Origin of the sequence: Pseudomonas sp. PA-4-8C (assembly GCF_021606625.1) — a bacterium.
GTDB classification, from domain to species: domain Bacteria; phylum Pseudomonadota; class Gammaproteobacteria; order Pseudomonadales; family Pseudomonadaceae; genus Aquipseudomonas; species Aquipseudomonas lactis.
In genome coordinates, this window is the sequence record NZ_WKCD01000030.1 from 12,803 (window position 1) to 37,937 (window position 25,135).

General features: G+C 60.7%; 22 protein-coding genes, 1 other RNA gene and 1 riboswitch. Of the genes, 12 read left to right on the forward strand and 11 right to left on the reverse strand.

Annotation, left to right across the window (positions count from 1 at the left end; all coding sequences use genetic code 11):
- The first annotated feature begins 106 nt into the window (after positions 1 to 106).
- Complete coding sequence (locus tag GIW04_RS08020) at positions 107 to 925, forward strand: M48 family metallopeptidase (protein ID WP_003188628.1); 819 nt, start codon at positions 107 to 109, stop codon at positions 923 to 925.
- Positions 926 to 1,045: 120 nt separating this feature from the next.
- On the opposite strand, the gene GIW04_RS08025 is transcribed toward GIW04_RS08020, so the two are convergent.
- From GIW04_RS08025 to GIW04_RS08035, 3 genes are all read right to left on the reverse strand, one after another.
- Positions 1,046 to 1,630 carry a TMEM165/GDT1 family protein gene (locus GIW04_RS08025; protein ID WP_003188631.1) on the reverse strand — a complete coding sequence of 195 codons (585 nt, stop codon included), beginning with the start codon at positions 1,628 to 1,630 and terminating at the stop codon, positions 1,046 to 1,048.
- A gap of 87 nt (positions 1,631 to 1,717) precedes the next feature.
- Positions 1,718 to 1,839: riboswitch (yybP-ykoY riboswitch) on the reverse strand.
- A 50-nt stretch (positions 1,840 to 1,889) separates the two neighbouring features.
- On the reverse strand, positions 1,890 to 2,888 hold the full coding sequence (locus GIW04_RS08030; protein WP_034134882.1) for a class I SAM-dependent methyltransferase: 999 nt from the start codon (positions 2,886 to 2,888) through the stop codon (positions 1,890 to 1,892).
- A 30-nt stretch (positions 2,889 to 2,918) separates the two neighbouring features.
- On the reverse strand, positions 2,919 to 3,884 hold the full coding sequence (locus tag GIW04_RS08035; RefSeq protein ID WP_032900979.1) for a 2-hydroxyacid dehydrogenase: 966 nt from the start codon (positions 3,882 to 3,884) through the stop codon (positions 2,919 to 2,921).
- 84 nt (positions 3,885 to 3,968) lie between these two features.
- Between GIW04_RS08035 and GIW04_RS08040 the strand changes: the two genes are divergently transcribed.
- The 5 genes from GIW04_RS08040 (at position 3,969) to GIW04_RS08060 (ending at position 13,503) form a co-directional block, all read left to right on the forward strand.
- Positions 3,969 to 4,601: a LysE family translocator gene (locus tag GIW04_RS08040; protein WP_056789671.1), complete on the forward strand. Its 633-nt coding sequence runs from the start codon at positions 3,969 to 3,971 to the stop codon at positions 4,599 to 4,601.
- A 629-nt stretch (positions 4,602 to 5,230) separates the two neighbouring features.
- On the forward strand, positions 5,231 to 6,913 hold the full coding sequence (locus GIW04_RS08045) for a fatty acid--CoA ligase (RefSeq protein ID WP_003188638.1): 1,683 nt from the start codon (positions 5,231 to 5,233) through the stop codon (positions 6,911 to 6,913).
- A 322-nt stretch (positions 6,914 to 7,235) separates the two neighbouring features.
- Positions 7,236 to 9,095, forward strand: coding sequence for a DUF1302 domain-containing protein (locus tag GIW04_RS08050; RefSeq protein WP_003188640.1), 1,860 nt, complete (start codon positions 7,236 to 7,238; stop codon positions 9,093 to 9,095).
- Positions 9,096 to 9,137: 42 nt separating this feature from the next.
- Complete coding sequence (locus tag GIW04_RS08055) at positions 9,138 to 10,502, forward strand: DUF1329 domain-containing protein (RefSeq protein WP_003188642.1); 1,365 nt, start codon at positions 9,138 to 9,140, stop codon at positions 10,500 to 10,502.
- A 271-nt stretch (positions 10,503 to 10,773) separates the two neighbouring features.
- Positions 10,774 to 13,503, forward strand: a complete 2,730-nt coding sequence (locus GIW04_RS08060) for a LuxR C-terminal-related transcriptional regulator (protein WP_236478957.1) — start codon at positions 10,774 to 10,776, stop codon at positions 13,501 to 13,503.
- A 9-nt stretch (positions 13,504 to 13,512) separates the two neighbouring features.
- On the opposite strand, the gene GIW04_RS08065 is transcribed toward GIW04_RS08060, so the two are convergent.
- From GIW04_RS08065 to GIW04_RS08080, 4 genes are read right to left on the reverse strand one after another with little or no spacing between them, the layout of a single operon-like run.
- Positions 13,513 to 14,070, reverse strand: coding sequence for a PqiC family protein (locus tag GIW04_RS08065; RefSeq protein WP_120248670.1), 558 nt, complete (start codon positions 14,068 to 14,070; stop codon positions 13,513 to 13,515).
- Between the two features lie 14 nt (positions 14,071 to 14,084).
- Positions 14,085 to 15,734 carry a PqiB family protein gene (locus GIW04_RS08070; RefSeq protein WP_014716962.1) on the reverse strand — a complete coding sequence of 550 codons (1,650 nt, stop codon included), beginning with the start codon at positions 15,732 to 15,734 and terminating at the stop codon, positions 14,085 to 14,087.
- Positions 15,715 to 16,359, reverse strand: a complete 645-nt coding sequence (locus tag GIW04_RS08075; RefSeq protein ID WP_034134887.1) for a paraquat-inducible protein A — start codon at positions 16,357 to 16,359, stop codon at positions 15,715 to 15,717. The genes GIW04_RS08070 and GIW04_RS08075 overlap by 20 nt, the downstream gene beginning before the upstream one ends.
- Positions 16,356 to 16,946, reverse strand: coding sequence for a paraquat-inducible protein A (locus GIW04_RS08080; RefSeq protein ID WP_034134888.1), 591 nt, complete (start codon positions 16,944 to 16,946; stop codon positions 16,356 to 16,358). Before GIW04_RS08080 ends, GIW04_RS08075 begins: the two co-directional genes overlap by 4 nt.
- 155 nt (positions 16,947 to 17,101) lie before the next feature.
- Here GIW04_RS08080 and GIW04_RS08085 point away from each other — a divergent pair, with 155 nt between their 5' ends.
- Both GIW04_RS08085 and GIW04_RS08090 read left to right on the forward strand, forming a co-directional pair.
- Positions 17,102 to 17,746: an MBL fold metallo-hydrolase gene (locus GIW04_RS08085; protein WP_120248671.1), complete on the forward strand. Its 645-nt coding sequence runs from the start codon at positions 17,102 to 17,104 to the stop codon at positions 17,744 to 17,746.
- A gap of 178 nt (positions 17,747 to 17,924) precedes the next feature.
- Positions 17,925 to 18,698, forward strand: coding sequence for an OmpA family lipoprotein (locus tag GIW04_RS08090; RefSeq protein WP_003188654.1), 774 nt, complete (start codon positions 17,925 to 17,927; stop codon positions 18,696 to 18,698).
- A gap of 216 nt (positions 18,699 to 18,914) precedes the next feature.
- On the opposite strand, the gene GIW04_RS08095 is transcribed toward GIW04_RS08090, so the two are convergent.
- From GIW04_RS08095 to GIW04_RS08110, 4 genes are all read right to left on the reverse strand, one after another.
- Positions 18,915 to 19,496 carry a BON domain-containing protein gene (locus GIW04_RS08095; protein WP_003188655.1) on the reverse strand — a complete coding sequence of 194 codons (582 nt, stop codon included), beginning with the start codon at positions 19,494 to 19,496 and terminating at the stop codon, positions 18,915 to 18,917.
- On the reverse strand, positions 19,493 to 20,086 hold the full coding sequence (locus GIW04_RS08100) for a phosphoheptose isomerase (protein WP_007904374.1): 594 nt from the start codon (positions 20,084 to 20,086) through the stop codon (positions 19,493 to 19,495). The genes GIW04_RS08095 and GIW04_RS08100 overlap by 4 nt, the downstream gene beginning before the upstream one ends.
- Positions 20,087 to 20,179: 93 nt before the next feature.
- Positions 20,180 to 20,551 (reverse strand): YraN family protein, encoded by a 372-nt coding sequence (locus tag GIW04_RS08105; protein WP_003188656.1) that lies wholly within the window; start codon positions 20,549 to 20,551, stop codon positions 20,180 to 20,182.
- Positions 20,551 to 22,362, reverse strand: coding sequence for a penicillin-binding protein activator (locus GIW04_RS08110; RefSeq protein WP_003188658.1), 1,812 nt, complete (start codon positions 22,360 to 22,362; stop codon positions 20,551 to 20,553). Before GIW04_RS08110 ends, GIW04_RS08105 begins: the two co-directional genes overlap by 1 nt.
- A gap of 209 nt (positions 22,363 to 22,571) precedes the next feature.
- Between GIW04_RS08110 and rsmI the strand changes: the two genes are divergently transcribed.
- The 4 genes from rsmI to rsmH form a co-directional block, all read left to right on the forward strand.
- A complete protein-coding gene (gene rsmI / locus GIW04_RS08115; protein WP_032897619.1) occupies positions 22,572 to 23,444 on the forward strand; it encodes a 16S rRNA (cytidine(1402)-2'-O)-methyltransferase in 873 nt (290 codons plus the stop codon).
- A 96-nt stretch (positions 23,445 to 23,540) separates the two neighbouring features.
- Positions 23,541 to 23,894, forward strand: an RNA gene (rnpB, locus tag GIW04_RS08120) — RNase P RNA component class A.
- A 355-nt stretch (positions 23,895 to 24,249) separates the two neighbouring features.
- On the forward strand, positions 24,250 to 24,705 hold the full coding sequence (gene mraZ / locus GIW04_RS08125) for a division/cell wall cluster transcriptional repressor MraZ (RefSeq protein ID WP_003171868.1): 456 nt from the start codon (positions 24,250 to 24,252) through the stop codon (positions 24,703 to 24,705).
- Positions 24,702 to 25,135, forward strand: a 434-nt coding sequence (gene rsmH / locus GIW04_RS08130) for a 16S rRNA (cytosine(1402)-N(4))-methyltransferase RsmH (RefSeq protein ID WP_442962791.1), incomplete at its 3' end; no start/stop codon positions are given. The genes mraZ and rsmH, both read left to right, overlap by 4 nt.

The following is a 25,135-nucleotide window of genomic DNA, read 5'->3' on the forward strand; positions in this document are numbered from 1 at the left end:
TCCACGTTCGGATGTATCTGAAATTCAGCGGTTAAACGTCTGGTGTATCTGGCGCAGATACAAATGACCGCCTACGATACGCGCCATGTTTTCAGGGAGCGTGTTCATGAAGAAGTCATTGGTGGTAAGCGGTTTGGTTGCAGCGATGCTGCTGGCGGGTTGTCAGTCGGTCAATACCACCAGCGGCGGCGCCGTTGGGGTAGAGCGCAAGCAGTACATGTTCAGCATGCTGTCGAGTCAGGAAGTCGACCAGATGTATGCCCAGTCTTATCAGCAGACCCTGGGTGAAGCCAGCAGCAAAGGGGTGCTGGACAAGAGCAGCGCCAACGCCAAGCGCGTGCAGGCCATTGCCAAGCGCCTGATCGCCCAGGCGCCGACTTTCCGCGCGGATGCCGCCCAGTGGAACTGGGACGTGAACCTGATCAAAAGCGATGAGATGAACGCCAACTGCGGGCCTGGCGGCAAGATCTTGGTGTACAGCGGCTTGATCGACAACCTCAAGCTCACCGATGACGAACTGGCTGCGGTAATGGGCCATGAAATCGCCCACGCCTTGCGTGAACACGGCCGCGAAGCCATGTCCAAGGCTTACGGTATCCAGATGGCCAAGCAGGGCGCCGGGGCAATATTCGGTCTCGGCCAGGACAGCCTGGCACTGGCCGATACCGTGGCCAACTACGGCATGACCTTGCCCAACAGCCGCAGCAATGAAAACGAAGCCGACCTGATCGGCCTGGAACTGGCCGCCCGCGCTGGCTACAACCCCAACGCGGCCATCACGTTGTGGAACAAGATGGCCAAGGCTTCGGAAGGCGCACCACCGGAATTCATGAGCACACACCCGGCTTCCGACAGCCGCATCGCGTCGTTGCAGGCGGCGATTCCGAAGGTGATGCCGCTCTACCAGCAGGCCAAGAAGTCCTGATCGACGGCGTGTAGGAGCGAGCTTGCTCGCGAGAAACGTCAGCGATAACGCGTGTTGCCTGAATAAACGCGGCGCCGGTGAGTTTTTCGCGAGCAAGCTCGCTCCTACAGGCATCAGGGCTTAGATCCAGCCGCTGCTTTGCATGGCCTTGTACACCGCAATAACCGCCAGCACGAAGAACGCCGTAGCCGCCAAGCGACGAATCAAGGTCAGCGGCAGTTTCTCCGCGGCAAAATTCCCCGCCAGCACCACCGGTACGTTGGCAATCAGCATGCCCAGGGTGGTACCGATAATCACCAGCCACAATTCCGGGTATTGCGCCGCCAGCATCACCGTGGCGATCTGGGTCTTGTCGCCGATTTCGGCGAGGAAGAACGCAATCAAGGTGGTCAGGAAGGGCCCGAACTTACGGGTAGTACTGGCTTCGTCATCATCGAGTTTGTCCGGCACCAGGGTCCACAGCGCTGTGGCGCAGAAGCTTGCGGCGAGGATCCAGTGCAGCACCGCATCCGAGAAGAAACTCCCGAACCAGGCGCCCACGGCACCGGCCGCCGCATGGTTGGCCAGGGTCGCGGCGACAATGCCGGCGATGATCGGCCAGGGTTTGCGAAAGCGTGCGGCAAGGATGAGTGCGAGCAGTTGCGTCTTGTCGCCGATTTCGGCCAAGGCAACGATTGCGGTAGGAACGAGTAGTGAATCCAGCATCAGGTAGTTTCCAGGGGCGGGTCGACACGGCTATGACACGTACAGCCTTCCCGCCCCGGGTAAGGTGTGCGTGTCATAGGTCTTGTCAAACCCCGGTCCGTCTGTGCGGACTCCTGGGTCGCATACGCCATGGTCTGCTGACCAAGTATGTTGACGTATGCCGGACGAGCATGGCGCTCGTGGGAGACTACTCCCCTAGGACGCTGCGGATTCTGCCTAGGCAAAACCCATTCGGCAAGCGTTCTTTTTCAAACCTCCCTCAGGGGCGCTTGGCACGGTAAATGCGAAAACCATTGCCTTCGGCCTTGATTGCGCAGATGCCCAAATGCTCTTCGATCAGTGGTTGATACTTCAGGAAGCTATTGGCAACCAGGCGAAGTTCGCCACCTTTTGCCAGGTGTTTCGCCGCTTTTCGCAGCAGGTTCTCCGTGGCGAAATAATCGGTGTGCACGCCGACATGGAACGGCGGGTTGCTCAAAATCGCGTTCAAACCCATGGGCGCCGCGTCGATTCCGTCACCGGTCAATACCTCGGCTTCCAGGCCGTTCGCTGCCAAAGTCAGACGACTGCTGGCGGCGGCGAAGGCATCCACGTCCAGCATCGTCACGGTGTTATGCGGGTAGCGGCGTTTGACCGCAGCACCCAGCACCCCCGCGCCGCAACCAAAGTCGAGCAGGTTGCCGCTGGGCAGCTTGTCCAAGTGCTCCAGCAACAACTCGGTGCCGCGGTCCAGGCGCCCATGGCTGAACACACCTGGCAAGCTCACGACCTTCAGCGGGCCTTCGGCCAGCGGTACGTCGAAGACCTGCGCCAGGCTCTCAAGCGCCACGGCTTGCGGCGCGTTGGCGACGGTGACCTGCCACAACTGGCAATGCCGTGCGCTATCGAGCTTGCGCGGTTTGCCGAACGGAGCCATCTGTTTGGCGGCGCTTTCGATACCGCCCTTTTTCTCGCCCACCAGAAACAGCTCGGCGCCCGGCAGGCGCGCAGCCACGGCATTGAGCAGGTAGTCGGTGAGGTCTTTGGACTTGGGCAGGAAAATCACCGCCGCATCAAAGGCGCGCTCGGGCACTGTCACGCCAAACTGGCTGCGTTCGGCGAAGCGCGCATCGAGCGCCGCCTGGTCACCGGCATGCCAGCACCAGCCGTGGGCGTTGGGCAGGCGCCCAAGCAAATCGTCCGCAGGCAAACCCACGAGCAGCAGGTTGCCTTGAAAAAGTTCGGCCTGGCGAAGCAGTACTTCACTGCGCGGATCCATAGTCTGCTCCTTGAAAAGGGGCGCAGTTTATCAACTGACGACGCGCAGCGGGGCGCCGCTGAAAAAGCCCAGGGCGTTTTCCGTGAGTTGGCCGACGATGCGCTGCCGCGCTTCGCGGCTGCCCCAGGCGTTGTGGGGTGTGACGATCAACCGTGGAATGCCCCCAGCCAGCAGCGGATTGCCATTGACGGGTGGCTCGACGCTCAGCACATCAGTCGCCGCGCCGCCCAGATGACCACTGCGCAGTGCGTCGGCTAGGGCCTGTTCATTGATCAAGCCGCCGCGTGCGGTGTTGACGATAAACGCGCCGGGTTTGAGCAACGCCAGTTCACGAGCGCCGATAAAGTCGCGGGTGTGCTCGTTGAGTGGGCAATGCAGGGTCAGCGCATCGGCCTGGGTCAGCAATTGATCCAGCGGCACACGGTCGGCGCGGGCAGGGCGCCCAGGTATCGCGCCGAGCACCACACGCATGCCAAACGCTTCAGCCAGGCGTGCCACGGCACTGCCCAGTTCACCGTGGCCGAGCAGGCCGAGGGTTTTGCCTTCCAGTTCGACGATCGGATGGTCCAGCAGGCAAAACTGTTTGGCCTGCTGCCATTTGCCCGCGGCTACATCCTGTTGGTAGTCCTTCAAGCGCGTGGCGAGGTTGAGCAACAGCATGATCGTGTGCTGGGCCACCGACGGCGTGCCATAGCCCTGGCAGTTGCTCACAGTGATGCCGTGGGCGCGGGCGGCTTCAAGGTCGATATTGTTGGTGCCGGTGGCCGACACCAGGATCAGCTTGAGCTCGGGGCAGGCGGCCAGGGTGTGGGCCGTGAGCGGGATTTTATTGCTGATGGCGACTTGGGCGCCTTGCAAGCGCTCCAGCACATTTTCTGGCGTGGTCTGTTCAAACAACTGCAACTGGCTGAAGCAGTCATGCAAACCGCTGAGGTCGAGGTCGCCCAAGTCCAGGGAAGGGTGGTCGAGGAAGACGGCGCGGCGATTGTTCATGATCAACTGTACCTTTTGCGACGAGGTTCGAAGGCGTAATCTGCCGAGCCTATCAGATGAAATAATCAGTTACTTAATGGAGTGAGCATGTACGTCGCCGAGTTTTTGACCGTAGCCTTGATTCACTTGCTGGCGGTGGCCAGCCCCGGCCCGGATTTCGCCGTGGTGGTGCGTGAAAGTGTGACCCACGGCCGCCGTGCCGGCACATGGACGGCACTGGGCGTCGGTTCGGCAATTTTCCTGCATGTGGGTTACTCGTTGCTGGGTATTGGCTTGATCGTGTCCCAGTCCATCGTGCTGTTCAATGCGTTGAAGTGGGCTGCAGCGGCGTACCTGCTGTACATCGGCTTCAAGGCCCTGCGCGCCCAGCCGGCCAAGCCTGCGGCCGAGGGCGAGCTGCACCGTGAAGCGGGCGAGCGCACTCCACGCGGCGCGTTTACCGCAGGCTTTGTGACCAATGGCTTGAACCCCAAGGCCACGTTGTTTTTCCTGTCGTTGTTTACCGTGGTGATCAACCCCCACACACCATTGGCGGTGCAGGCCGGTTATGGGGTGTACCTGGCGGTGGCGACGGCGTTGTGGTTTTGCCTGGTGGCCATGCTGTTCAGCCAGCAGCGTGTACGCGCGGGGTTTGCGCGGATGGGGCATTGGTTTGATCGGGCCATGGGCGCGGTGTTGATTGCCATTGGGGTGAAGTTGGCCTTCACCAGCATGAAGTAAGCGCGTTCACTCAAGCGGGCAGGGACAAAATGTGGGAGCTGGCTTGCCTGCGATGTCGGCCTGACAGCCGACACCTACCTACCTGACACCCTAACGATCCAACTGTGGGAGCGGGCTTGCTCGCGAAGGCGGGCTGGCAGTCAACACGGTTGGATTGTGTACATATCCATTGCTGCGGTAACGGCCGCTTAGGGTTCCGCTCTGACAGCGGCTCACTTTTGAAAAGCGCAAAAGTAAGCAAAACGCTCTTGCCCCACCACTCGGCACCTCGCCTAGGCTCGGTGTGCCCGTAATCCGCCAGTGATTTGGGGGGCCGCCGCCACGCGCCATCCATGGCGCGGGGCGGCTAAACCGGCATCCCTGCCGGTTTACCCCCCAAATCCCTGTCGAATTCCGGCCAGCGTGGTTTGACGGGGCGCTTGAGATCAAAAGCAGATCAAGATCAAGAGCGGCTCGCTTCGCATCGTGGTTACCGTCGATTGCTGGAACGCAATGACGTCCGGATAATGGCGTAACGCTAGCATTTGCTGGCCCCTGCAAATCATTCCTTTGGCTGATTTGGCTGAAACATAAGCGCTCTACAGTGCAGGTCTTCAAGCCAAGACCGTGCAGTCATTAAAGGGATTCTTATGTTGCAGACCCGTGTTATCCCGCCCGCCGAAGGTGCGTACCAATATCCGCTGTTGATCAAGCGCCTGTTGATGTCCGGGACTCGCTACGAGAAGACCCGGGAAATTATCTATCGCGACAAGCTGCGCTACAGCTACCCGACGCTGATCGAGCGCGTTGCGCGCCTGGCCAATGTGCTGACTGAAGCCGGGGTCAAGGCCGGTGATACCGTGGCGGTGATGGACTGGGACAGCCACCGTTACTTGGAGTGCATGTTCGCCATCCCGATGATTGGCGCGGTGATTCACACCATTAACGTGCGGCTGTCGCCGGAGCAGATTCTGTACACCATGAACCACGCCGAAGACCGCTTTGTGCTGGTCAACAGTGAGTTCGTGGGGCTCTACCAGGCGATTGCCGGGCAGCTCACTACCGTCGACAAGACCTTGTTGATTACCGATGGTGACACCCACACCGCCGAGCTACCCAATCTTGTCGGTGAGTACGAAACCCTCCTGGCCGCCGCCAGCCCCAGCTATGACTTCGAGGATTTTGACGAAAACTCGGTCGCCACCACGTTCTACACCACCGGCACCACCGGTAACCCCAAAGGTGTGTACTTCACCCATCGGCAACTGGTGCTGCACACCATTGGCGTGGCGACCATCATGGGCAGCGTCGACAGCGTGCGGCTGCTGGGCACCAACGACGTGTACATGCCGATCACGCCGATGTTCCACGTACACGCCTGGGGCTTGCCGTATGTGGCGACCATGCTCGGGCTCAAGCAGGTGTACCCCGGCCGCTACGACCCGGAATACCTGGTAGAACTGTGGCGCAAGGAGAAGGTGACGTTCTCCCACTGTGTGCCGACTATCCTGCAAATGGTGCTCAACGCCAAGGCTGCGCAGAACGTGGATTTCGGCGGTTGGAAAATCGTCATCGGCGGCAGCGCCCTCAACCGTTCGCTGTACGAAGCCGCCAAGGCTCGGGGCATTCAACTGACCGCCGCGTATGGCATGTCCGAGACCGGGCCGCTGGTGTCTTGCGCTCACCTCAATGATGAGTTGATGGCCGGCAGCGAAGATGAGCGCACCACCTACCGCATCAAGGCCGGTGTGCCGGGCCCGTTGGTTGAGGCGGCAATCATGGACACTGACGGTCATTTCCTGCCCGCCGATGGCGAAACCCAGGGCGAACTGGTGCTGCGCGCGCCGTGGCTGACCGAGGGTTACTACAAAGAACCGCAAAAGGGCACCGAACTCTGGGCCGGTGGTTGGTTGCACACCGGTGATGTGGCCACGCTGGATGCCTTCGGCGTGATTGATATCCGCGACCGCATCAAGGATGTGATCAAGACCGGCGGCGAATGGATCTCTTCCCTGGCTCTGGAAGACCTGGTCAGCCGCCACCCGGCGGTGCGGGAAGTGGCGGTGGTAGGCATTGCCGATCCGCAATGGGGCGAGCGTCCCTTCGCGCTGTTGGTGGTGCGTGAAGGTCATGTGATCGATGCGCGAGAGCTCAAGGAACACCTCAAGCCTTTTGTCGAGCTGGGCCATTTGAGCAAGTGGGCGATCCCGAGCCAGATCGCCGTTGTTACTGAAATTCCCAAGACCAGTGTCGGCAAGCTCGACAAGAAACGTATCCGTGTCGACATCATCGAATGGCAGGCCAACAACAGCACGTTCCTGTCCACGCTCTAAGCCCTCTCGCCGCGCCCGTTCGGGCGCGGCAATGCTCTATATCAAGCCTTTACTTGTGATTTGCCGAATTTCAGCCATCCTTCCCGCGTCGACCTTCGTCGGCGTGGCGAAAGGGTTGTGGCAGACAGGTTGGTGATGCAAATCACACTTTAGCACTACCCCCCTCTGGCTATAGTCCCTTTCAGAGTTTTTCGCGGATGTTGCGCTTCGAGCCATGGAGGCTCGGTGGCGATGCGGCATTGGAATCGTTGTATCCCGGCCGTTACATCTGAAGAAAGGGCTCACTGCCATAACAATAAAATATGCACATGGAGTAGCGTCGATGACCTCAGTAAACCAGTTCTGGCGCCGGGCAAGACTGCCCCTGGCCGTCAGCCTCGCTTCTACGCTCGCCGGGCCGGCATTCGGCGTCAGTTTCAACATTGGTGAAATCGAAGGGAGCTTTGACTCGTCGCTTTCCGTGGGGGCGAGCTGGTCCACAGCCAAACCCAATCGTGACCTGATCGGTGCCAACAACGGCGGCAAGGGCCTGTCCCAGACCTCCGATGACGGCCACCTGAACTTCAAGCGCGGCGAGACCTTCTCGAAGATCTTCAAGGGCATCCACGACCTGGAACTGAAGTACGGCGACACCGGTGTGTTTGTGCGGGGCAAGTACTGGTACGACTTCGAACTCAAGGACGAAAGCCGTCCGTTCAAGGACATCAGCGACAACAACCGCAAAGAGGGCGCCAAGTCTTCGGGCGGGCAGATTCTCGATGCATTCGTTTACCACAACTATTCCATTGCCGATGCGCCGGGTTCCGTGCGTTTTGGTAAGCAGGTGGTGAGCTGGGGCGAAAGTACCTTCATCGGTGGCGGCATCAACTCCATCAACCCGATCGACGTGTCGGCGTTTCGCCGTCCGGGGGCCGAGATCAAGGAAGGCTTGATCCCGGTGAACATGTTCTACGTGTCCCAGTCGCTCACCGACAACCTGTCGGCCGAGGCGTTTTACCAGCTGGAGTGGGACCAGACCGTGACCGATAACTGCGGCACGTTCTTCTCGCAGCCGGACGTGATCTCCGATGGTTGCAGCAATAACCTGCGGGTACTGAACAAGCGTTCCACCATTCCTGCCGCCGCCCTGCCGACCCTGGGTGCCTTGGGTGTGGACGTCAACAGCGAAGGCGTGCTGGTGCGCCGTGGGCCGGACCGTGATGCACGCGACAGCGGCCAGTTCGGCGTGGCCATGCGCTACAACTTCGAACCGCTGGATACTGAGTTCGGCGCGTATTTCATGAACTACCATAGCCGTGCGCCGATCTTCAGTGCACAGGGCGCGCCATCGGCGGCCTACACGCGTCCGCTGGGGCCACTGGGAGCCTTGCGGCCGTTGATCGTGGCGGGCAGCTCGAATTACTTCGTCGAGTACCCGGAAGATATCCGCCTCTACGGCCTGAGCTTCTCCACCACCTTGCCTACCGGCACCGCCTGGAGCGGTGAGTTGAGCTACCGTCCGAATGCGCCGGTGCAGTTGAGCACCACTGACATTCTGTTCGCCGGTGTCACGCCGATCCCAGGCTTTGGCAATGCGTCCGTGCTCAAGGGCACGCCGGGCCAGGACCTGCACGGCTACAACCGCAAGGAAGTCACCCAGTTCCAGACCACCTTCACGCACTTCTTCGACCAGGTCATGGGCGCCAGCCGCCTCACCACCGTCGGTGAAATCGGCGTGACCCACGTGGGCGGCCTGGAAAGCAAATCCCAGGCTCGTTACGGCCGCGACCCAGTGTTCGGCCCAGGCACGTTGCCAGGTGGGTTCTGCAACGCCCTCAACAACTCCACCGCCAACGGCGCCGGCTTGCCCAACGCTGCCGGCCTGAACACCAACTGCAATAACGACGGTTACACCACCGCAACGTCCTGGGGCTACCGTGCCCGTGCCATCTGGGAATACCCGGATGTGTTCGCGGGCGTGAACCTCAAGCCCAACGTGGCCTGGTCCCATGACGTCAAAGGTTACTCGCCAGGCCCTGGCGGCAACTTTGAAGAAGGTCGCAAGGCGGTCAGCCTGGGCCTGGATGCCGAATACCAGAACACCTACACCGCGAGCCTGGCGTACACCAACTTCTTTGGTGGCAAGTTCAGCACCGTGGATGACCGCGACTTTGTCGCCTTGAGCTTCGGCGCCAACTTCTAAGCACACTCTTTTCAAGTGGCATGTATTCAGGAAGACCAGAGCATGAAAATAACAAAAAGTCTGTTGCACGTGGGTGTGCTTGGGCTGTCGATCCTGGCGAGTAACGTCATGGCGGCAGTCTCGGCAGATGAAGCCGCCAAGCTCGGCACGACCCTGACCCCGATGGGCGCCGAGATGGCGGGTAACGCGGCTGGCACCATTCCAAAATGGTCGCCATTGCCCACCAATGCCGGCGCAGTCGACGCCCGTGGTTTCCTCGCCAACCCGTATGCCAGCGAGCAACCGCAGTTCACCATCACCGCGCAGAACGTCGAGCAATACAAAGACAAGCTGGCGCCCGGGCAATACGCGATGTTCAAGCGTTACCCTGACAGCTTCAAGATGCCGGTGTACCCGACCCATCGCGGTGCCACCGTGCCGGCTGAGGTGTTTGCCTCGATCAAGAAAAACGCCACCACCACCAACCTGGTGTCCGGCGGCAACGGCCTGGAAAACTTCGAAACCGCCGTCCCGTTCCCGATTCCCAAGAGCGGCGTTGAAGTGATCTGGAACCACATCACCCGTTACCGCGGCGGCAGCGTCACCCGCCTGGTCACCCAGGCCACCCCGCAAACCAACGGTTCCTACAGCCTGGTGTATTTCCGCGACCAGTTCGTGTTCCGCGACAAGATGAAGGACTTCGATCCGAAAAACCCAGGCAACGTGCTGTTCTACTTCAAGCAGCAAGTGACTGCGCCAGCGCGCCTGGCCGGTGGTGTACTGCTCGTGCACGAAACCCTGGACCAGGTCAAAGAACCGCGGTCGGCCTGGGTCTACAACGCCGGTCAGCGCCGCGTGCGTCGGGCGCCCCAAGTCTCCTATGACGGGCCGGGCACCGCCGCCGATGGCCTGCGCACTTCCGACAACCTCGACATGTACAACGGTGCGCCGGACCGCTACGACTGGAAGCTGGAAGGCAAGAAAGAAATCTACATCGCCTCCAACAGCTACAAGGTCGACGATCCCAAGCTCAAGTACGCCGACATCATCAAGGCTGGCCACATCAACCAGGACCTGGCTCGCTACGAGCTGCGCCGTGTCTGGCACGTGGTCGCCACCTTGAAGGAAGGCCAGCGCCACATTTACGCCAAGCGTGACTTCTACATTGACGAAGACACCTGGCAAGCCGCGGTGATCGACCACTACGACGGTCGTGGCCAACTGTGGCGTGTCGCCGAAGCCCATGCCGAGAACTACTACGACAAGCAAGTGCCGTGGTACGCCCTGGAAACCCTCTACGACCTGCAGTCCGGCCGCTACCTGGCCTTGGGCATGAAGAACGAAGAGAAGCAGGCCTATGACTTTGGCTTCACCGCCAGCACCAGCGACTTCACCCCAGCGGCCCTGCGCCAGGACGGTGTTCGCTAACCTCTGCTAATGATCGCTCCCACGCTCTGCGTGGGAGCGCTTCCTGTGACGCTCTGCGTCACGCCTCACGCGCCCATCCTGAATGGGCGCGTTGTTTTTGAGCCCTTCGCGAGCAAGCTCGCTCCTACTTCTTTCTTGGTGGCTGGAAGAGATATTTTTTGTCGCAGTTCTTTTTCAGCCATTTGTTGCAAAGATCTACAATCCCGCCGCTTTTACCGCTAGTCTGCAGACATCTGCAATGCCGACAACAGCCTTCTACAAGAGCCCGGCGATGACTGATCTGTCCCGAACCCATGGGCCTGCCAGTGTGGTGATGCCGACCCTGGAAGGCCGCTTCTACAGGCCGCCGCTGCCTGACGGCTACGTGCTGCGCCCACGCCTGTGCGAACGGCTGAATGCGGGCCTGGAGGGGCGACTGTTGCTGGTCAGCGCGCCTGCTGGGTTTGGCAAGAGTTCGTTGGCGGTGGAGTTTTGCCAGGGCTTGCCAGCTCAGTGGCAAAGCCTGTGGTTGGGCCTGAGCCCAAGAGACAGTGACCCCGGCCGTTTCCTGGAGCGGCTGCTCGACGGCTTGCAACAGTATTTCCCGCAACTCGGCGCCCAATCCATGGGCTTGCTGAAAATGCGCCAGCGTCACCAACCCTTTGCCTTCGAAGAATGGCTCGATGGCCTGCTCGACGAGCTGGCCATGCACCTGTCTGCGCGTTCGCCGTTATTGCTGGTGCTGGATGACTATCACCTGGCCCAGGGCCCGGTGCTGGATCGCTGCCTGCAATTTTTCCTCAACCATTTGCCTGATGGACTGGTGGTGCTGGTCACCAGCCGGCAGCGTCCGGACTGGCACCTGGCACGCCTGCGCCTGTCGCGGCACCTGTTGGAACTGCATGAGCAAGACCTGCGCCTGACTCACGATGAATCCCTGGCGGTGCTGGATGGACACGGCAATGCGTTGCGCGGTGAGGCGTTGGAAAACCTGATCCGCCGTAGCGAGGGCTGGGTCGCCGGCCTGCGCTTCTGGCTGTTGGCGGCCTCCGAAGCGGGCAGTGAGGGCGCCTTGCCCCAAAGCCTGCACGGTGGCGAAGGGCTGATTCGCGATTACCTGCTCGAAGAAGTCATCGACTGCCTTCCCGCAGAAGTGCAAGCGTTCCTGTACGACACCGCACCGCAGGAGCGCTTTTGCAGCGAACTGTGCGACGCCATCCGAGAGGCCCATGACAGCGCAGAAATCCTGCGTTATCTGCAGGCTCATCAAGTGTTTCTGGTGCCGTTGGATGAGCAAGGCCATTGGTACCGTTATCACCATTTGTTCTCCGATCTGCTGCGCCCCCGCCGCGAGAAGAGTGCCACCTTGCCGCCGGCCAGCTTGCACTTGCGCGCTTGTCGCTGGTTTAACGCCCAGGGCTTGATCGACGAGGCGGTGGAGCAGGCGCTGCGGGCCGGGCACCTGGATGTGGCGGCGAACCTGGTGCAGAACCTGTCCGAAGAGCAACTGCTGGCAGAGCAGAACATCGGCATGCTGCTGCGCTGGAAGATGGACCTGCCCGACAGCTTGCTGATCAGCACGCCGCGTTTGATCGTGCTGTACAGCTGGGCGCTGGGGCTCGCATGCCAACTGGATGCGGCGCAGGAACTGTCCAGTTACCTCAGCCGCTTCCTGCCGGCGCCATCGGCCACCGCGCAAAAATCCATGTTGGCCCAATGGTTGGCGCTGAGCGGGATCATTGCCCGTGGGCGCGGAGACCGTGAGCTGACCCAGCGCTATTGCCAAGAGGCGTTGGAAAGCCTGCCGCAAAAGCGTTACGGCCAGCGCCTGGTGTGCCTCTCGACTCTGTCCAACCTGGCAATCGCCGATGCCGACCTGTGGCGCGCCCGTGGCCTGAACCGCGAATCTCTGGAACTGGCGCAGCGCGTCGGTAACCCCTTGTTTGAGGCCTTGGCCCATTACGACCGAGCGCGGGTGTTGCAGTCGCGGGGTGAGATCCTGCGTTCTCTGGATGAAGTTCGCCAAGGCCTGGAACGCCTGCATGGGCTGGCACCCCTGCGCCTGTATGCCGTGCGCGCACGGTTGTCGCTTTACGAAGGTTACCTGCTGTTGGTGCGTTACCAGCCCGAAGCCGGCCTTGCGCGTTTGCGCGCCGGCCTGGCCGAGGCCCGCGCCTGCCGCGATATCAGTGTGCTGATCGGGCACTGTGTCATCGCCAGTTTCGAAGGGCGGCGTGGGGAGTTTGCCAATGCCTTTGCCGAACTGGCCGAGGCCGAGCGCTTGATGCACATCTGGGATGTGCCGCCGATCTATTACCTGGCGATGATCACCCTGATCAAATGCGAGCTGTGGCTGGCCCAGGGTCGCACTGACCTGGCCGACGCCTGGCTGGCCCGCCTGGGGCAGACCTACAACGGCGAGCACGCCGCGGCCGCCCCCGAGTTTCATCCGCACCTGCCGCAACATATCGAGCTGCAACAAGCCGCGCTCGATGCCACTCGCCATCAACCCGACATTGCGCTGCAACGCCTCGAAGCGCTGGCCCAGCAGGCCCATGACAGCGGGCGCCAGATGATTGCCCTGATGGCGCTGGTCCAGCAGGTGCAGTTGCTTCTGGAGAATGGCCAGGAGGCTAAGGCCAGGCCGGTATTGGCCCGTGCCCTGCAAGCCGGCTCGGGCGGTGCGTTGCAGCCGTTTCAACGCGTGTTGGAGGGTTACCCCCAGTGGATGCGCGAGCAACTGGGCAAGGACTCCCATGGGCTGCTCAACCAGAGCTTGCTGGCGCTGCTGCCCCAAGTCATTGCGGTTGAAGCCTCACCTCAACAGGAAACCCTGAGCACCCGAGAGCTGGCGGTGCTGCAACTGATTGCCCAAGGCTGTTCAAACCAGGAAATCAGCAATCAGCTGTTCATCTCCCTGCACACGGTGAAGACCCACGCCAGCCACATCAACAGCAAGCTCGGCGTGGAGCGTCGTACCCAGGCAGTCGCGCGGGCCAAGTCCATGGGCTTGCTGGCCTGAGCCCGTGGCTCAAGGCGCGGTCGGGCAGCCCTTGAGTGAAGTGTCGACGGTCTGATTGATCAGCGCCGCGAACCGCTTGAGGTTGTTCTGGTGCGCCACCACCAGTTCGTCGATGCTCGGCCCGGCAGGCGACTGCAAAGTGGTGCGGCAGGTCAACGCCGGACGGTCGCCATTGATTTGCCTCAGGCGCCAGCGCACATCGAGCAACGCGTACTGCCCCGGTACCGAGTCAAAGCGCTGCACGTCCACGCGCAACGCCACGGCTTGCCGGGCATTGCTGTTGGCCAACTGATCGACCAAAGCGCTCCTCAGTTCATCGGCGAGGGTGGCGGCCCACCATTGGGTTTCAAGAATCGCCAGGCCGCTGTCGCCCTGGCGGATCACTATCTGCGCGCGGTCGACCTGGGGCGGCACGCTGATGCTCTCAATGCGTACACCGCCGGCCTCTGCTCGCGTACTCGGGCTCAAGTGCGCGGGGGTCAGGGTATGAAAGGCGATGGGTTCACTGCGACAGGCACCGAGCAGCAACAGGGCGCTCAGCAACGTGATCTTCAACGGCAATGTCATGGCGGCTCCAATGGTCATTTGCGGGGTGGCCCTTGCAGGTCCGTCGGTGCGGCATTATCGGGGCGGCCGCGAATCAGCGACTCCGGATGCCGGCCCAGGTAATCCGAAAGCTCGCGCAGGGAGCGCGACATGCGTCCCAACTCGTCGAGGGTCTGGGTCAGTTGTTCACGCTGCGGCGAGTCTTCGGCCAGGGTTGAACTGGCCGATTGCAGGGTCTTGCTCACGTCGGCCAAGGTCGTCTGCACACCCGGCAGTGTCTTGGCGTTGAATTGCGCCAGGCCCTTGCGCAGTTCGACCAGGCTGGCATCGAGGTTGCCGGCAATGCGCTCGACAGGCAGTTGGCTGATCTTGTTGACGATGCCTTCGAACTTCTCTTGCAGTTGTTCCAGGTTGCCCGGGATGGTGGGGATGCCCACGGGTCGCTGGTTCGGGTCGAACGCGACTTTCTCGGCCTTGGGGTAGAAGTCCAGGGCGATGTACAGCTGGCCAGTCAGCAAGTTGCCGCTGCGGGCCTGGGCGCGCAGGCCGTTTTCGATGAAGGTACCAATCAGGCGTACGCCGGCGGCCTCATCGTCAGGGTTATTGTTCATGGCCTTGAGCAGCTTGGTGTGGGCCTCGCCGAGCAGTTGCGGGTAGATCACGATGCCGACATTGACCGGGAAGGTGCGTTTCTTCGCATCGAAATCCAGGTTGATCGATACAACCCTGCCGAACTCCACGCCAAGGAACTCCACCGGTGCGTCGACTTTCAGCCCGCGCAGAGCCTGATCGAAACGCAGGACCATGTATTGGCCCTTGCCGTTGGGTGGGGCGAGGGCGCTTTGCTGGTCTTCGAACAACTCAAAGCTGCGACTTTCTTCGGCCGGTTTGTCATTGGGGTTGTAGGGCGGCGCCTGGAAGGCGATCCCACCCATCAACATGGACGACAAGGATTCGGTTTTCAGCGCGAAGCCATTGGCGCCAACGCTCAAGTCGACGCCACTGGCGTTCCAGAACCGCGTGTTCTCAGTGATGTACACATCATTGGGCGCATGCACGAAGATCTCGACATTCACGCCCTTGCCCTCGTTGTCCAGCTCATAGGCCACCACCTGGCCCACCGGGATTTTGCGGTAATAGACCGGCGAGCCGATGTCCAGGGAGCCCAGAGCCTGGGTGTGCAGGGTGAAGCGCTTGCCCGGCTCGCCGTAAGTGATGGGCGGCGGGTTTTCCAAGCCGGTAAAGTGCTTGGCGCGGGTCTCGGACTGGCCGATGTCTGCGCCGATGTAGTCGCCGGACAACAACGTGTCGATGCCCGACACGCCGCCTGCGCCAATGCGCGGGCGCACCACCCAGAATTTCGAATCTTCGCGGGTGAAGCTTTCGGCCTGTTTGACCAGCTCGACGGTGGCGTTGACGCTTTTCTGGTCATCACTCAGGGCCACGGCGGTTACCTGGCCGATCACCACGTTGCGGTATTTGACCTCGGTTTTGTTGGCAACCAGCCCGCTGCCGGTCTTGAAGTTGAGGACGATGGTCGGCCCTTGTTGCATGACGCTGTGGATCACCAGCGAGATCCCCACCAGCACGGCGACAATCGGCACGATCCAGACCAGCGAAACGCTGAAACGACGCGTCTTGATCACGGGTTGCCCCGCAGGGGTGTCAGCCTTGGATGAGCTCATCCGAGGTCTCCTCGTTAGGTGGGTTTTCCCAGATTAGCCGGGGATCAAAGCTCATGGCCGCGAGCATCGTAAACACGACCACCAGGCCAAAAAACAGAATACCCAGGCGCGGTTCGATCGTGCCCAGGGCTTGAAACTTCACCAGCGCGGCCACCAGGGCGACCACGATGACATCGAGCATCGACCAGTAGCCGATCAGTTCGATAAACCGAAACAGCTTCGAACGCTCCTTGCGCGCCCACTGGCTATTGCGCTGCACGGTGACCAGCAGCAGCCCCAGCGACAAGAACTTGATGCCCGGCACGGCAATGCTGGCGATGAAAATGATCAGCGCAATGTCCCAGGCGCCATGCTGCCAGAACTCCAGCACGCCGCTCATGATGGTGCTGTCTGCGCCCGAGCCGAGCATGGTGGTGTTCATCACTGGCAATAAATTGGCCGGGACATAAAAGGCGAGGGCGGTGAGCATGTAGGCCCAGGTTCGGGTCAGGGACTGCACCTTGCGCCGATGCAGCGCGGCGCCACAGCGCTCGCACTCGGTGGGTTCAAGGCGCATGTCGCAGGGCTGGCCGCAGGTGTGGCACAGGCACAGGTTCAGCTCGCGAGCGGTGGGCGGTGAATTCATACGGTGTCCCACAGGTCACGCACATCGCGCCCGGCAATGCGGATCAGCAACAGGCTCAGGGCGGCCAAGGCAAACAGGCCGGTGCCAGGGATCACATCCAGCATGCCGGCCAGCTTGAACACCGCGACCATCGCGCCCAGCAGGCACACCTCCAGCATGCTCCAAGGCCTGAGCGCTTCGAGCCAGCGCATGCACAGCTTGAACGCTGGCGAGCGCCGGCCGGCCAAGGCGAAACTCAGCACCCAGATCAGCAACGCTAGCTGAAACACCGGGGCGATAATAATGGAGATCGCTGCCACCAGTGCAATGAACGTGATTGGCCCCAGGCTCAGTGCAACCACTGAGTCCCAGAGGGTGGCGCTGTTTTTCAAGCCTTGCAGGCTGATGCTCATCACCGGGTAAAAGTTGGCAAAGGTCCACAGCACTGCGGCAGTCACCGTCAGGGCCAGACGTTGTTGCACCGACAGGCCGTTATAGCGCTGCAGCACGCCCGAGCAACGTACGCACAGGGCTTTCTGATGTTTGGCGAGCGTGACTTTCTCGTACACGCAGTCGCAGTGTTCGCAGATGATCTGTTGATTCGCCATGGGTGTTGCTCCAAATGCGACTGACTGCAGCGGGGGATTTCAATGGCGCGTGTGTAGCTTAGCAGCGGATAGATCGCGCAATCGACGCCTTCCCGCGCAGAGGCAAGCTACACCATACTGCACTTGGAACGCGCCAGAGAGCTTGCAGGACACCCATGACTATTGAAAAACAACCGTTGATTCGCGAAACCTTTCCCGTCGGCCCGTTGCAGTGCAACTGCACCATCATTGGCGACCTGATCACTAAAAAAGCCATCGTAGTCGACCCTGGCGGCAATCACGAGTTGATCCTGGCGCGCCTTGATGCACTGGGCCTGAAGGTGGTGAGCATTATCCACACCCATGCTCACCTTGATCATTTCCTGGCCTCCGGGCAATTGAAAGAAAAGACCGGCGCCACGCTGCACCTGCACAAAGAGGATCAATTTCTGTGGGACAACCTGGAAATGCAATGCCAGATGTTTCGCGTGCCCTACGTCCCGGTGCCGTCTCCGGATCGCTGGCTGGAGCATGACGAAGAACTTGCCTGCGGTTGTGGCGTAGCCTTGCATACTCCTGGGCATACACCGGGCTCGATGAGTTTCTGGTTTGCCGACGCCAAGCTGTTGATCGCCGGCGATACCTTGTTTCGTCGCGGGGTAGGACGTACGGATTTATGGGGCGGCGACCAGGCGACGATTGTGCGGTCGATCAAGCAGCGCCTGTATACGCTGGATGAAGGCGCGACGGTGGTCACTGGGCATGGGCCGGATACGTTGCTGGGCGATGAGATGCGGGAGAATCCTTTCGTGCGTGCGTGATGGGTTGTCGGCTCTGATACAAGCCGGTACAGACACACAGGCACAGACCCAAGCCAAAGACAGCTATGCTTTACGCACCCCTCCACGGAATTTTTACCGTTTGTCGCGTTCCAAACTCGGCACAGGTCCATTGCCAATGTCCTCTGCATCACAGAATGCAAAAGTAGGAGCTTCCTTCATGTTCACTCCGCGTCGTCTGCTTGTTGTCGCTACCGCCGTAGCCCTGTTGTCTGGCTGCGCCTCACCTAACCCTTATGACGGCAGCCAGGGACAGGCCAGCAATGGTTCCGAAAGCGGCATGAGCAAAACCGCCAAATACGGCGGCCTCGGTGCGCTGGCTGGCGCATTGGCCGGTGCGGCCATCGACCATAACAACCGTGGCAAGGGCGCGCTGATTGGCGCGGTGGTTGCGGGTGCCGGTGCGGCAGGTTATGGCTACTACGCCGACCAGCAAGAGAAAAAACTGCGTGAAAGCATGGCCAACACCGGGGTTGAGGTGCAGCGCCAGGGTGACCAGATCAAGCTGATCATGCCGGGTAACATTACCTTCGCCACCAACTCGGACGCGATCTCCAGCAGCTTCTACCAGCCGCTGAACAACCTGGCCAACTCCCTCAAGCAGTTCAACCAGAACACCATCCAGATCGTTGGCTACACTGACAGCACCGGTAGCCGTCAACTGAACATGGACCTGTCCCAGCGCCGTGCGCAGAGCGTGGCCAACTACCTGACCTCCCAAGGCGTCAACGGTGCCAACCTGAGCGCACGCGGTGCCGGCCCGGATAACCCGATTGCCAGCAACGGCGATGTGAACGGCCGTGCCCAGAACCGTCGTGTCGAGGTCAACCTCGGCCCGATCCCTGGCCAGCAATACGGCCAACCTGCGGGCCAGCAGCAGGCGCCACAGCAGAACAACCAGTTCCAGGGCAACCCGTACCAGCAATACCAGTAAACCCTGGGCACTAAAAGGGCGCCGTGCAGTCAATGCACGGCGCCCTTTTTAGTGGCTGCGTGTTTTGATCGTTCCCACGCTCTGCGTGGGAATGCCCGCTCGGACGCTCCGCGTCCTACTCTTGGCGCAAAAGCTGAAGCGTGTGCGGTGACGCGGAGCGTCACGGGATGCGTTCCCACGCAGAGCGTGGGAACGATCAGGCACCTTCGATCTACATCAGTCGATGTATTCGAACACCTTCACAATCTTCTGTACGCCCGACACGCCCTGCACCAGGTTGGCGGCGCGGGTGGCTTCGGCCTGGGTCAGCAGGCCCATCATGTAGACGATGCCGTTGTCGGTGACGATCTTGATCCGCGAACCAGGCACCGCACTGTCGGTCAGCATCTGGGCCTTGATCTTGGTGGTCAGCAGGGCATCGTTGCTGATGGCCAGCAGGGTGATCGGGTCCATGACCTGCAGTTCGTTGTGGACCTTCTTGACGCGTTGCACGCCGGCGGCGGCTTGCTCGGCCTGGGCCTTGAGATCGGCGCGGGGCGTTTGGCCTGCCAGCAGGACCACGCCATTGAAGCTGGTCACTACAATGCGCGAGGCACCGTTGCCCAGGTCGGTAGCGGCCTTGGCGACGTTGACCTTCACCTTGGTTTCGATCAGCGAATCATCAATGGTGCTGCCGAAGGTGCGTGTGCCCCGGTCGTCCTGGATAGGGGTGTCCCGTGTAGCGGTGATAGCCGAGCTGCAGCCGCTGATGGCGACGCACAGCGTGATGGCCAAAAGACTGAGGCGATTAACGGTCATTCTTCACTCCCGAACAGTTGGCTGTCGATCAGATCGCACAGGCAGTGGATCGCCAGCAGATGAACTTCTTGGATACGTGCAGTGACATTGGCCGGGACGCGAATCTCCACGTCCTCTGGCAACAGCAGCGACGCCATGCCGCCGCCGTCGCGACCGGTCAAGGCTACGACAATCATTTCGCGATCATGTGCGGCCTGGATCGCTTGAATAATATTGGCCGAGTTGCCGCTGGTGGAAATCGCCAGCAACACATCGCCGGGCTGGCCGAGGGCGCGGATCTGCTTGGAGAAGATTTCGTTGTAGCTGTAGTCGTTGGCAATCGAAGTGATCGTCGACGAATCGGTGGTCAAGGCAATAGCCGGCAGGCTCGGGCGCTCGCGTTCGAAGCGGTTGAGCAGCTCGGAGGAAAAATGCTGGGCATCGCCGGCCGAACCGCCGTTGCCGCACGAGAGCATTTTGCCTTCGTTGAGCAAGGCATTGACCATCACCTGGCTGGCTTGCTCGATGTGCGGTGCAAGTACGTCCATCGCCTGTTGCTTGGTGTCGATGCTGGCCTGGAAAAGCTGGCGAATTCGGGATTGCATGTCCATCTGTGTGACCTTAAGTAGCGCGGCTGTTTGGCACAGGTAATGTGCAGCCCGCAAAGCAAAGAGCAAAAATGAGTGGTGAAGGTGCCCGGCGAATCAGCTGTCGAAGGCATTTTTGAGCCAGGTCAGATCAGCTGTGCCTGACGGGGTGCTTTCCATGGCAACCACATCGAAACGGCATGGGCAGTCAGCCCAGCGATGCTCTTTTTGCAGAAAAAACTGCGCAGCGAGTATCAGCTTTTGACGCTTGCGCCCGTCGATACTGGCGAGCGCGCCACCCCATTGTGCGTGTTTTCTGTAGCGGACTTCGACGAATACTACTGTATCGCCGTCAAGCATGACCAGATCAAGCTCGCCGCGTTTACATAACCAGTTCTGCGCCAGAAGGCGCAGACCCTGTTGTTGCAGGTAATTGAGTGCATGCAGTTCGGCATCCTTGCCGCTTTGTGCGCTGGACCGCTCGGGCATCAGCGTGGGGTATCAGGCAGCCGCTGAATGTCGCCGCCGACGAACTTCGCCCACGGCATCTGGCGATCGACGCGCTGGTTGGCGCTGATGCCCAGGTTGCCCGAGAGGCCGTCGACACGAGTGTCCGGCAGTGCCTTGAGCTGGCCCAGGCGTGGCGCCAGGCGGTAGGCATCCACGCCCATCGCGTAGAGGCGGCCCAGGCTGCCATTGGCTTGCGGCCATTGTGCGGCGACCTGGTTGCGCAGCGGGTCGGTGGTGTTAAGCAGCCAAGGGGTTTCGCAGAACATCACATTGGTCATGTCCAGGTACTGGTTGCGGTCACCGCTGGCACTGAACACGTGAGAGGTCGCGTACACCGGCACATCGCCGGCGTATTGGAAGTTCAGGGTCGGTTTGATCTGCTGGGCCAGTTGCGGCGTGACGGCCAGGAAGATGAACTCGATGTCCTGGCGACGCGAAGGCTGGGCGGCCACGTCGGTGCCGACCGTGCTTTGCAGGCTCTTGGCGCGGCCTTCGCTCTTGCGCAGTTGGAACAGATCGGCGATCTGCTGGGCCAGGGCCACAGGCTGATCGACATATTCCACGCCCATGACGGTGCCACCATTGGCTTCCCAATCCTGGCGGAACGCCTTGTAGACGCGCTCACCCCATTCGCCACGGGGCACCATGGCGGCGGCGCGATGCAGGCCATCGGCACGCGCGCGGCGCGATACTTCGCGGGCTTCGTCTTCAGCGGCCAGGCCGAACTGGAACAGCTGCGCCGGGCCTTGATCGGTCTCGCTGTAGTTCAGGGCCAGGGTGGTGATCGGCAACTGCGGGCGTGCGCTGAGTTGCTTGACCAGCGGTTTTTCCAGCGGGCCGACCACCAGTTGCACGCCGGCGGCCTGGGCCTTGGCGTAGAAGTCGTCGAGGGAGGTCAGGCGCGAGCTGTCATAGAACTCGATAACCGGTGGCTTTTGCCCGGCTTGCTCAGCCTGGTAGTGAGCCGCCATGAAGCCTTCGCGCAGCGCTTTGCCCACAGCGGCCAGCGGGCCTTCCTGGGGCAGCAGCAGGGCGATCTTGTTCAGGGGCTGGCTGGCCAGTTCCTTGAGCTTGGTCAGCGGCGCTGGCAGTTGCACCGCCGCCGGGTGGCCCGGGTTCTGCGCGCGCCAGGTGTCGATGGCGGCTTGTTGTTGCTCCAGCGTACCGGCGCCCTTGACCGCCTGGGCCAGGGTGATCCAACCATCGAGTGTCGGGTTGCCGGTGGCTTGCAGCTGTTCGGCTGGCAGCGCGGCAATCAATACCCAAATGGCTTCGTGGTTGCTGCTGGCAGCCTCGCCCGTCAGCAGGGGCGCCATGGCCACGCGCTCGCGAGCGGCGGCGAGGGTCTGGCCGTCGGCTTCATAGGCGCGTGCATGCACGGTGCCGGTGCGGATCTGCTGGTCGGTCGGCAGTTCCTTCAGGCTTTGCAGGCTGGGGTGGTTCAGCGCTGCCAAGGCCGCCTTGGGCTGGTTGCGGCCCATTGCCAGTTCTGCGGCCAGGGTGCTGGCAAATACTTGCGCGGCTGGCTTCAGGGCATCCAGGGGCACTTGCGCAAGGATCTGCGAGGAGCGGCCGGGATTGTTCTGCTGGTAGGCCAGGTCTGCCGCGCTCAGGCGCAGCAACGCGGCTTTTTCTGGCGTCTTGGCGTTCGTCGCCTGTTCGAGCAGTTGCTCGATACTGGCATCGGGCGTGCGTGGCAGTTCGCCAAGACTGGAGGAGGGCGAACTGGCGCAAGCGGCCAGCAAGGCAGCGAGGCAGAGGGCGGAGAGCAGCCGCAGGCAAGCGATCATGTAAGTGTTCCTGATACCGATCAAATTAGCGTGGAAGTGTACCCAAGCACTGGCCCAGGCGCGATGTTCATGGCGTTAAACCGTGGATTTAGGTCGTGCAAATGTTGCCAGTAGCTGACGGTGGCTGAAACGGCATCGGCCGTGATGGCATATTTTCAAGGCTTCTACGCGCTACAATGTGACTTTTGCCAACCATCGAGGTGTGCGCTTTGACTGCTCCAGGTCCTTTGAATTCCACTGCTGGCTCGCTTTTTGTGGTGGCGACGCCCATTGGCAACCTGGACGACATCAGTGCCCGGGCGCTGAAAGTGTTGCGCGAGGTGAAATTGATCGCGGCAGAAGACACGCGGCACTCCCAACGGTTGATGCAGCATTTTGGTATCAGCACGCCATTAGCGGCCTGCCACGAACACAACGAACGTGAAGAGGGTAGCCGCTTCATCACGCGCCTTTTGGCGGGTGATGACGTCGCACTGATTTCCGACGCGGGCACGCCGCTGATTTCCGACCCTGGTTACCACCTGGTCCGCCAGGCGCGCGCCGCTGGTATCAATGTAGTGCCTGTTCCAGGAGCCTGCGCGCTGATTGCTGCATTATCGGCCGCCGGGTTGCCCTCGGACCGCTTTATCTTCGAAGGCTTCCTGCCCGCCAAGGCTGTAGGGCGTCGGGCGCGTCTGCAGGCACTTAAAGAAGAACCGCGCACCTTGATCTTCTATGAGGCCCCGCATCGCATTCTTGAATGCCTGCAAGACATGGAGCTGGTGTTTGGCGGCGAGCGCCTGGCCTTGCTGGCCCGGGAGTTGACCAAGACCTTCGAAACCCTCAAGGGGCTGCCGCTTGAGGCGTTGCGGGCGTTTGTCGAGGGCGACAGCAATCAGCAGCGCGGCGAATGCGTGGTGCTGGTAGCCGGCTGGACCGCGCCGGAGAATGAAGACGCGGTGGGCAGCGAGGCCATGCGCGTCCTCGATTTGTTGCTCAAGGAAATGCCACTCAAGCGCGCCGCCGCCTTGGCTGCCGAAATTACCGGGGTGCGCAAGAATGTGTTGTATCAGGTCGCGCTCGATAAACAGAAGGCCGAATAGTTCCGGGGCCAAAACTGTATTTCGTCTGAACGTGATGGCAATGCTGCACTTTTAATACTTGTCCTCAAGCCGCCGTGCCGTTAACCTTCGCGGCGGAGAGTCGATTGGACAGTCGCTGCCCTCTATGAAAATTAGGGGGGGGAGGAAAGTCCGGGCTCCATAGGGCGAAGTGCCAGGTAATGCCTGGGAGGCGTGAGCCTACGGAAAGTGCCACAGAAAATAACCGCCTAAGCACTTCGGTGCCGGTAAGGGTGAAAAGGTGCGGTAAGAGCGCACCGCACGACTGGCAACAGTTCGTGGCTAGGTAAACCCCACTTGGAGCAAGACCAAATAGGGTCCCAAGGCGTGGCCCGCGCTGGGACCGGGTAGGTTGCTAAAGATGTCCAGTGATGGCCATCGTAGACGAATGACTGTTCAAGACAGAACCCGGCTTACAGATCGACTCTCCACCTTTTCTCCTTGCGTTCGAATCTCGTGCGCAAACCCGGTAGTAACGCAAGAATCCCTCCCTGCCAAATCATTGGCAGATGCATCTTCGTAATACCAAAAAAATCTTACTCTTAATAAAACACTTTAACTTTAAGCCCTAGCTCTTTGAGCTGTTTGCTGTTGTTGAGTCAAAAACATCGCAAAACTCTCGTTTCTCCTCCCTTTACCTTCCTAAATCTCCGTTCTGTAAGGCTTTTCCTTGAATACGCGCCTTGACGGTGTGGTGGGCGCATTCCTATAGTGTGCGCAAGTGGCGGAAAGTGGCACAAAGTGGGTTTTTTGAACGTAAAACGCTAAAATTTGGAGAAACGCATCTGTGTTTCGCGGAGCTAACGCTATCAGTCTCGATGCAAAAGGCCGTCTCGCCATGCCGAGCCGGTATCGTGACGAGCTCATTTCGCGAAGTTCAGGGCAGTTAATCATCACGATTGACGCCGTTGACCCCTGTTTGTGTGTTTACCCCCTCGACGAGTGGGAGTTGATTGAAACCAAGTTGCGCGCGCTGCCTTCATTGCGAGAAGAAAACCGCCGCCTTCAGCGTTTGCTGATCGGTAATGCCGTCGACCTTGAACTCGATGGCAGTGGTCGTTTCCTGGTGCCTCCGCGACTGCGCGAGTACGCCAAGCTGGACAAGCGCGCAATGCTGGTAGGCCAACTGAACAAGTTCCAATTGTGGGACGAAGATGCCTGGGATGCTGTGTCTGCAGCGGACCTGGCTGCTATTCAACAACCGGGCGCCATGCCTGATGAACTGCGTGATTTGATCCTGTGACTATTGATAGCGGCTTTAACCACATCACCGTACTGCTTGACGAAGCCGTTGAGGCTCTCGCCGTACGTGCCGATGGCTGCTATGTCGATGGCACATTCGGCAGGGGCGGGCATAGCCGGTTGATACTCAGCCAGCTCGGGTCCGACGGCAAACTCCTCGGGTTCGACAAAGATCCTCAAGCGATTGCCACCGGGCAAGCGCTAGCGGCCGAAGACGGCCGCTTTGTCGTTGTGCAGCGCAGCTTTGCCGAGCTGGGCGCCGAAGTTGCCGAGCGCGGCATGGCGGGCAAGGTGGCCGGGGTTCTGCTCGACCTGGGCGTGTCTTCGCCGCAGCTCGATGACCCGGAGCGCGGCTTCAGCTTCATGAACGACGGCCCCCTCGACATGCGCATGGACCCTACCCGTGGGGTCAGTGCTGCACAGTTCATCGC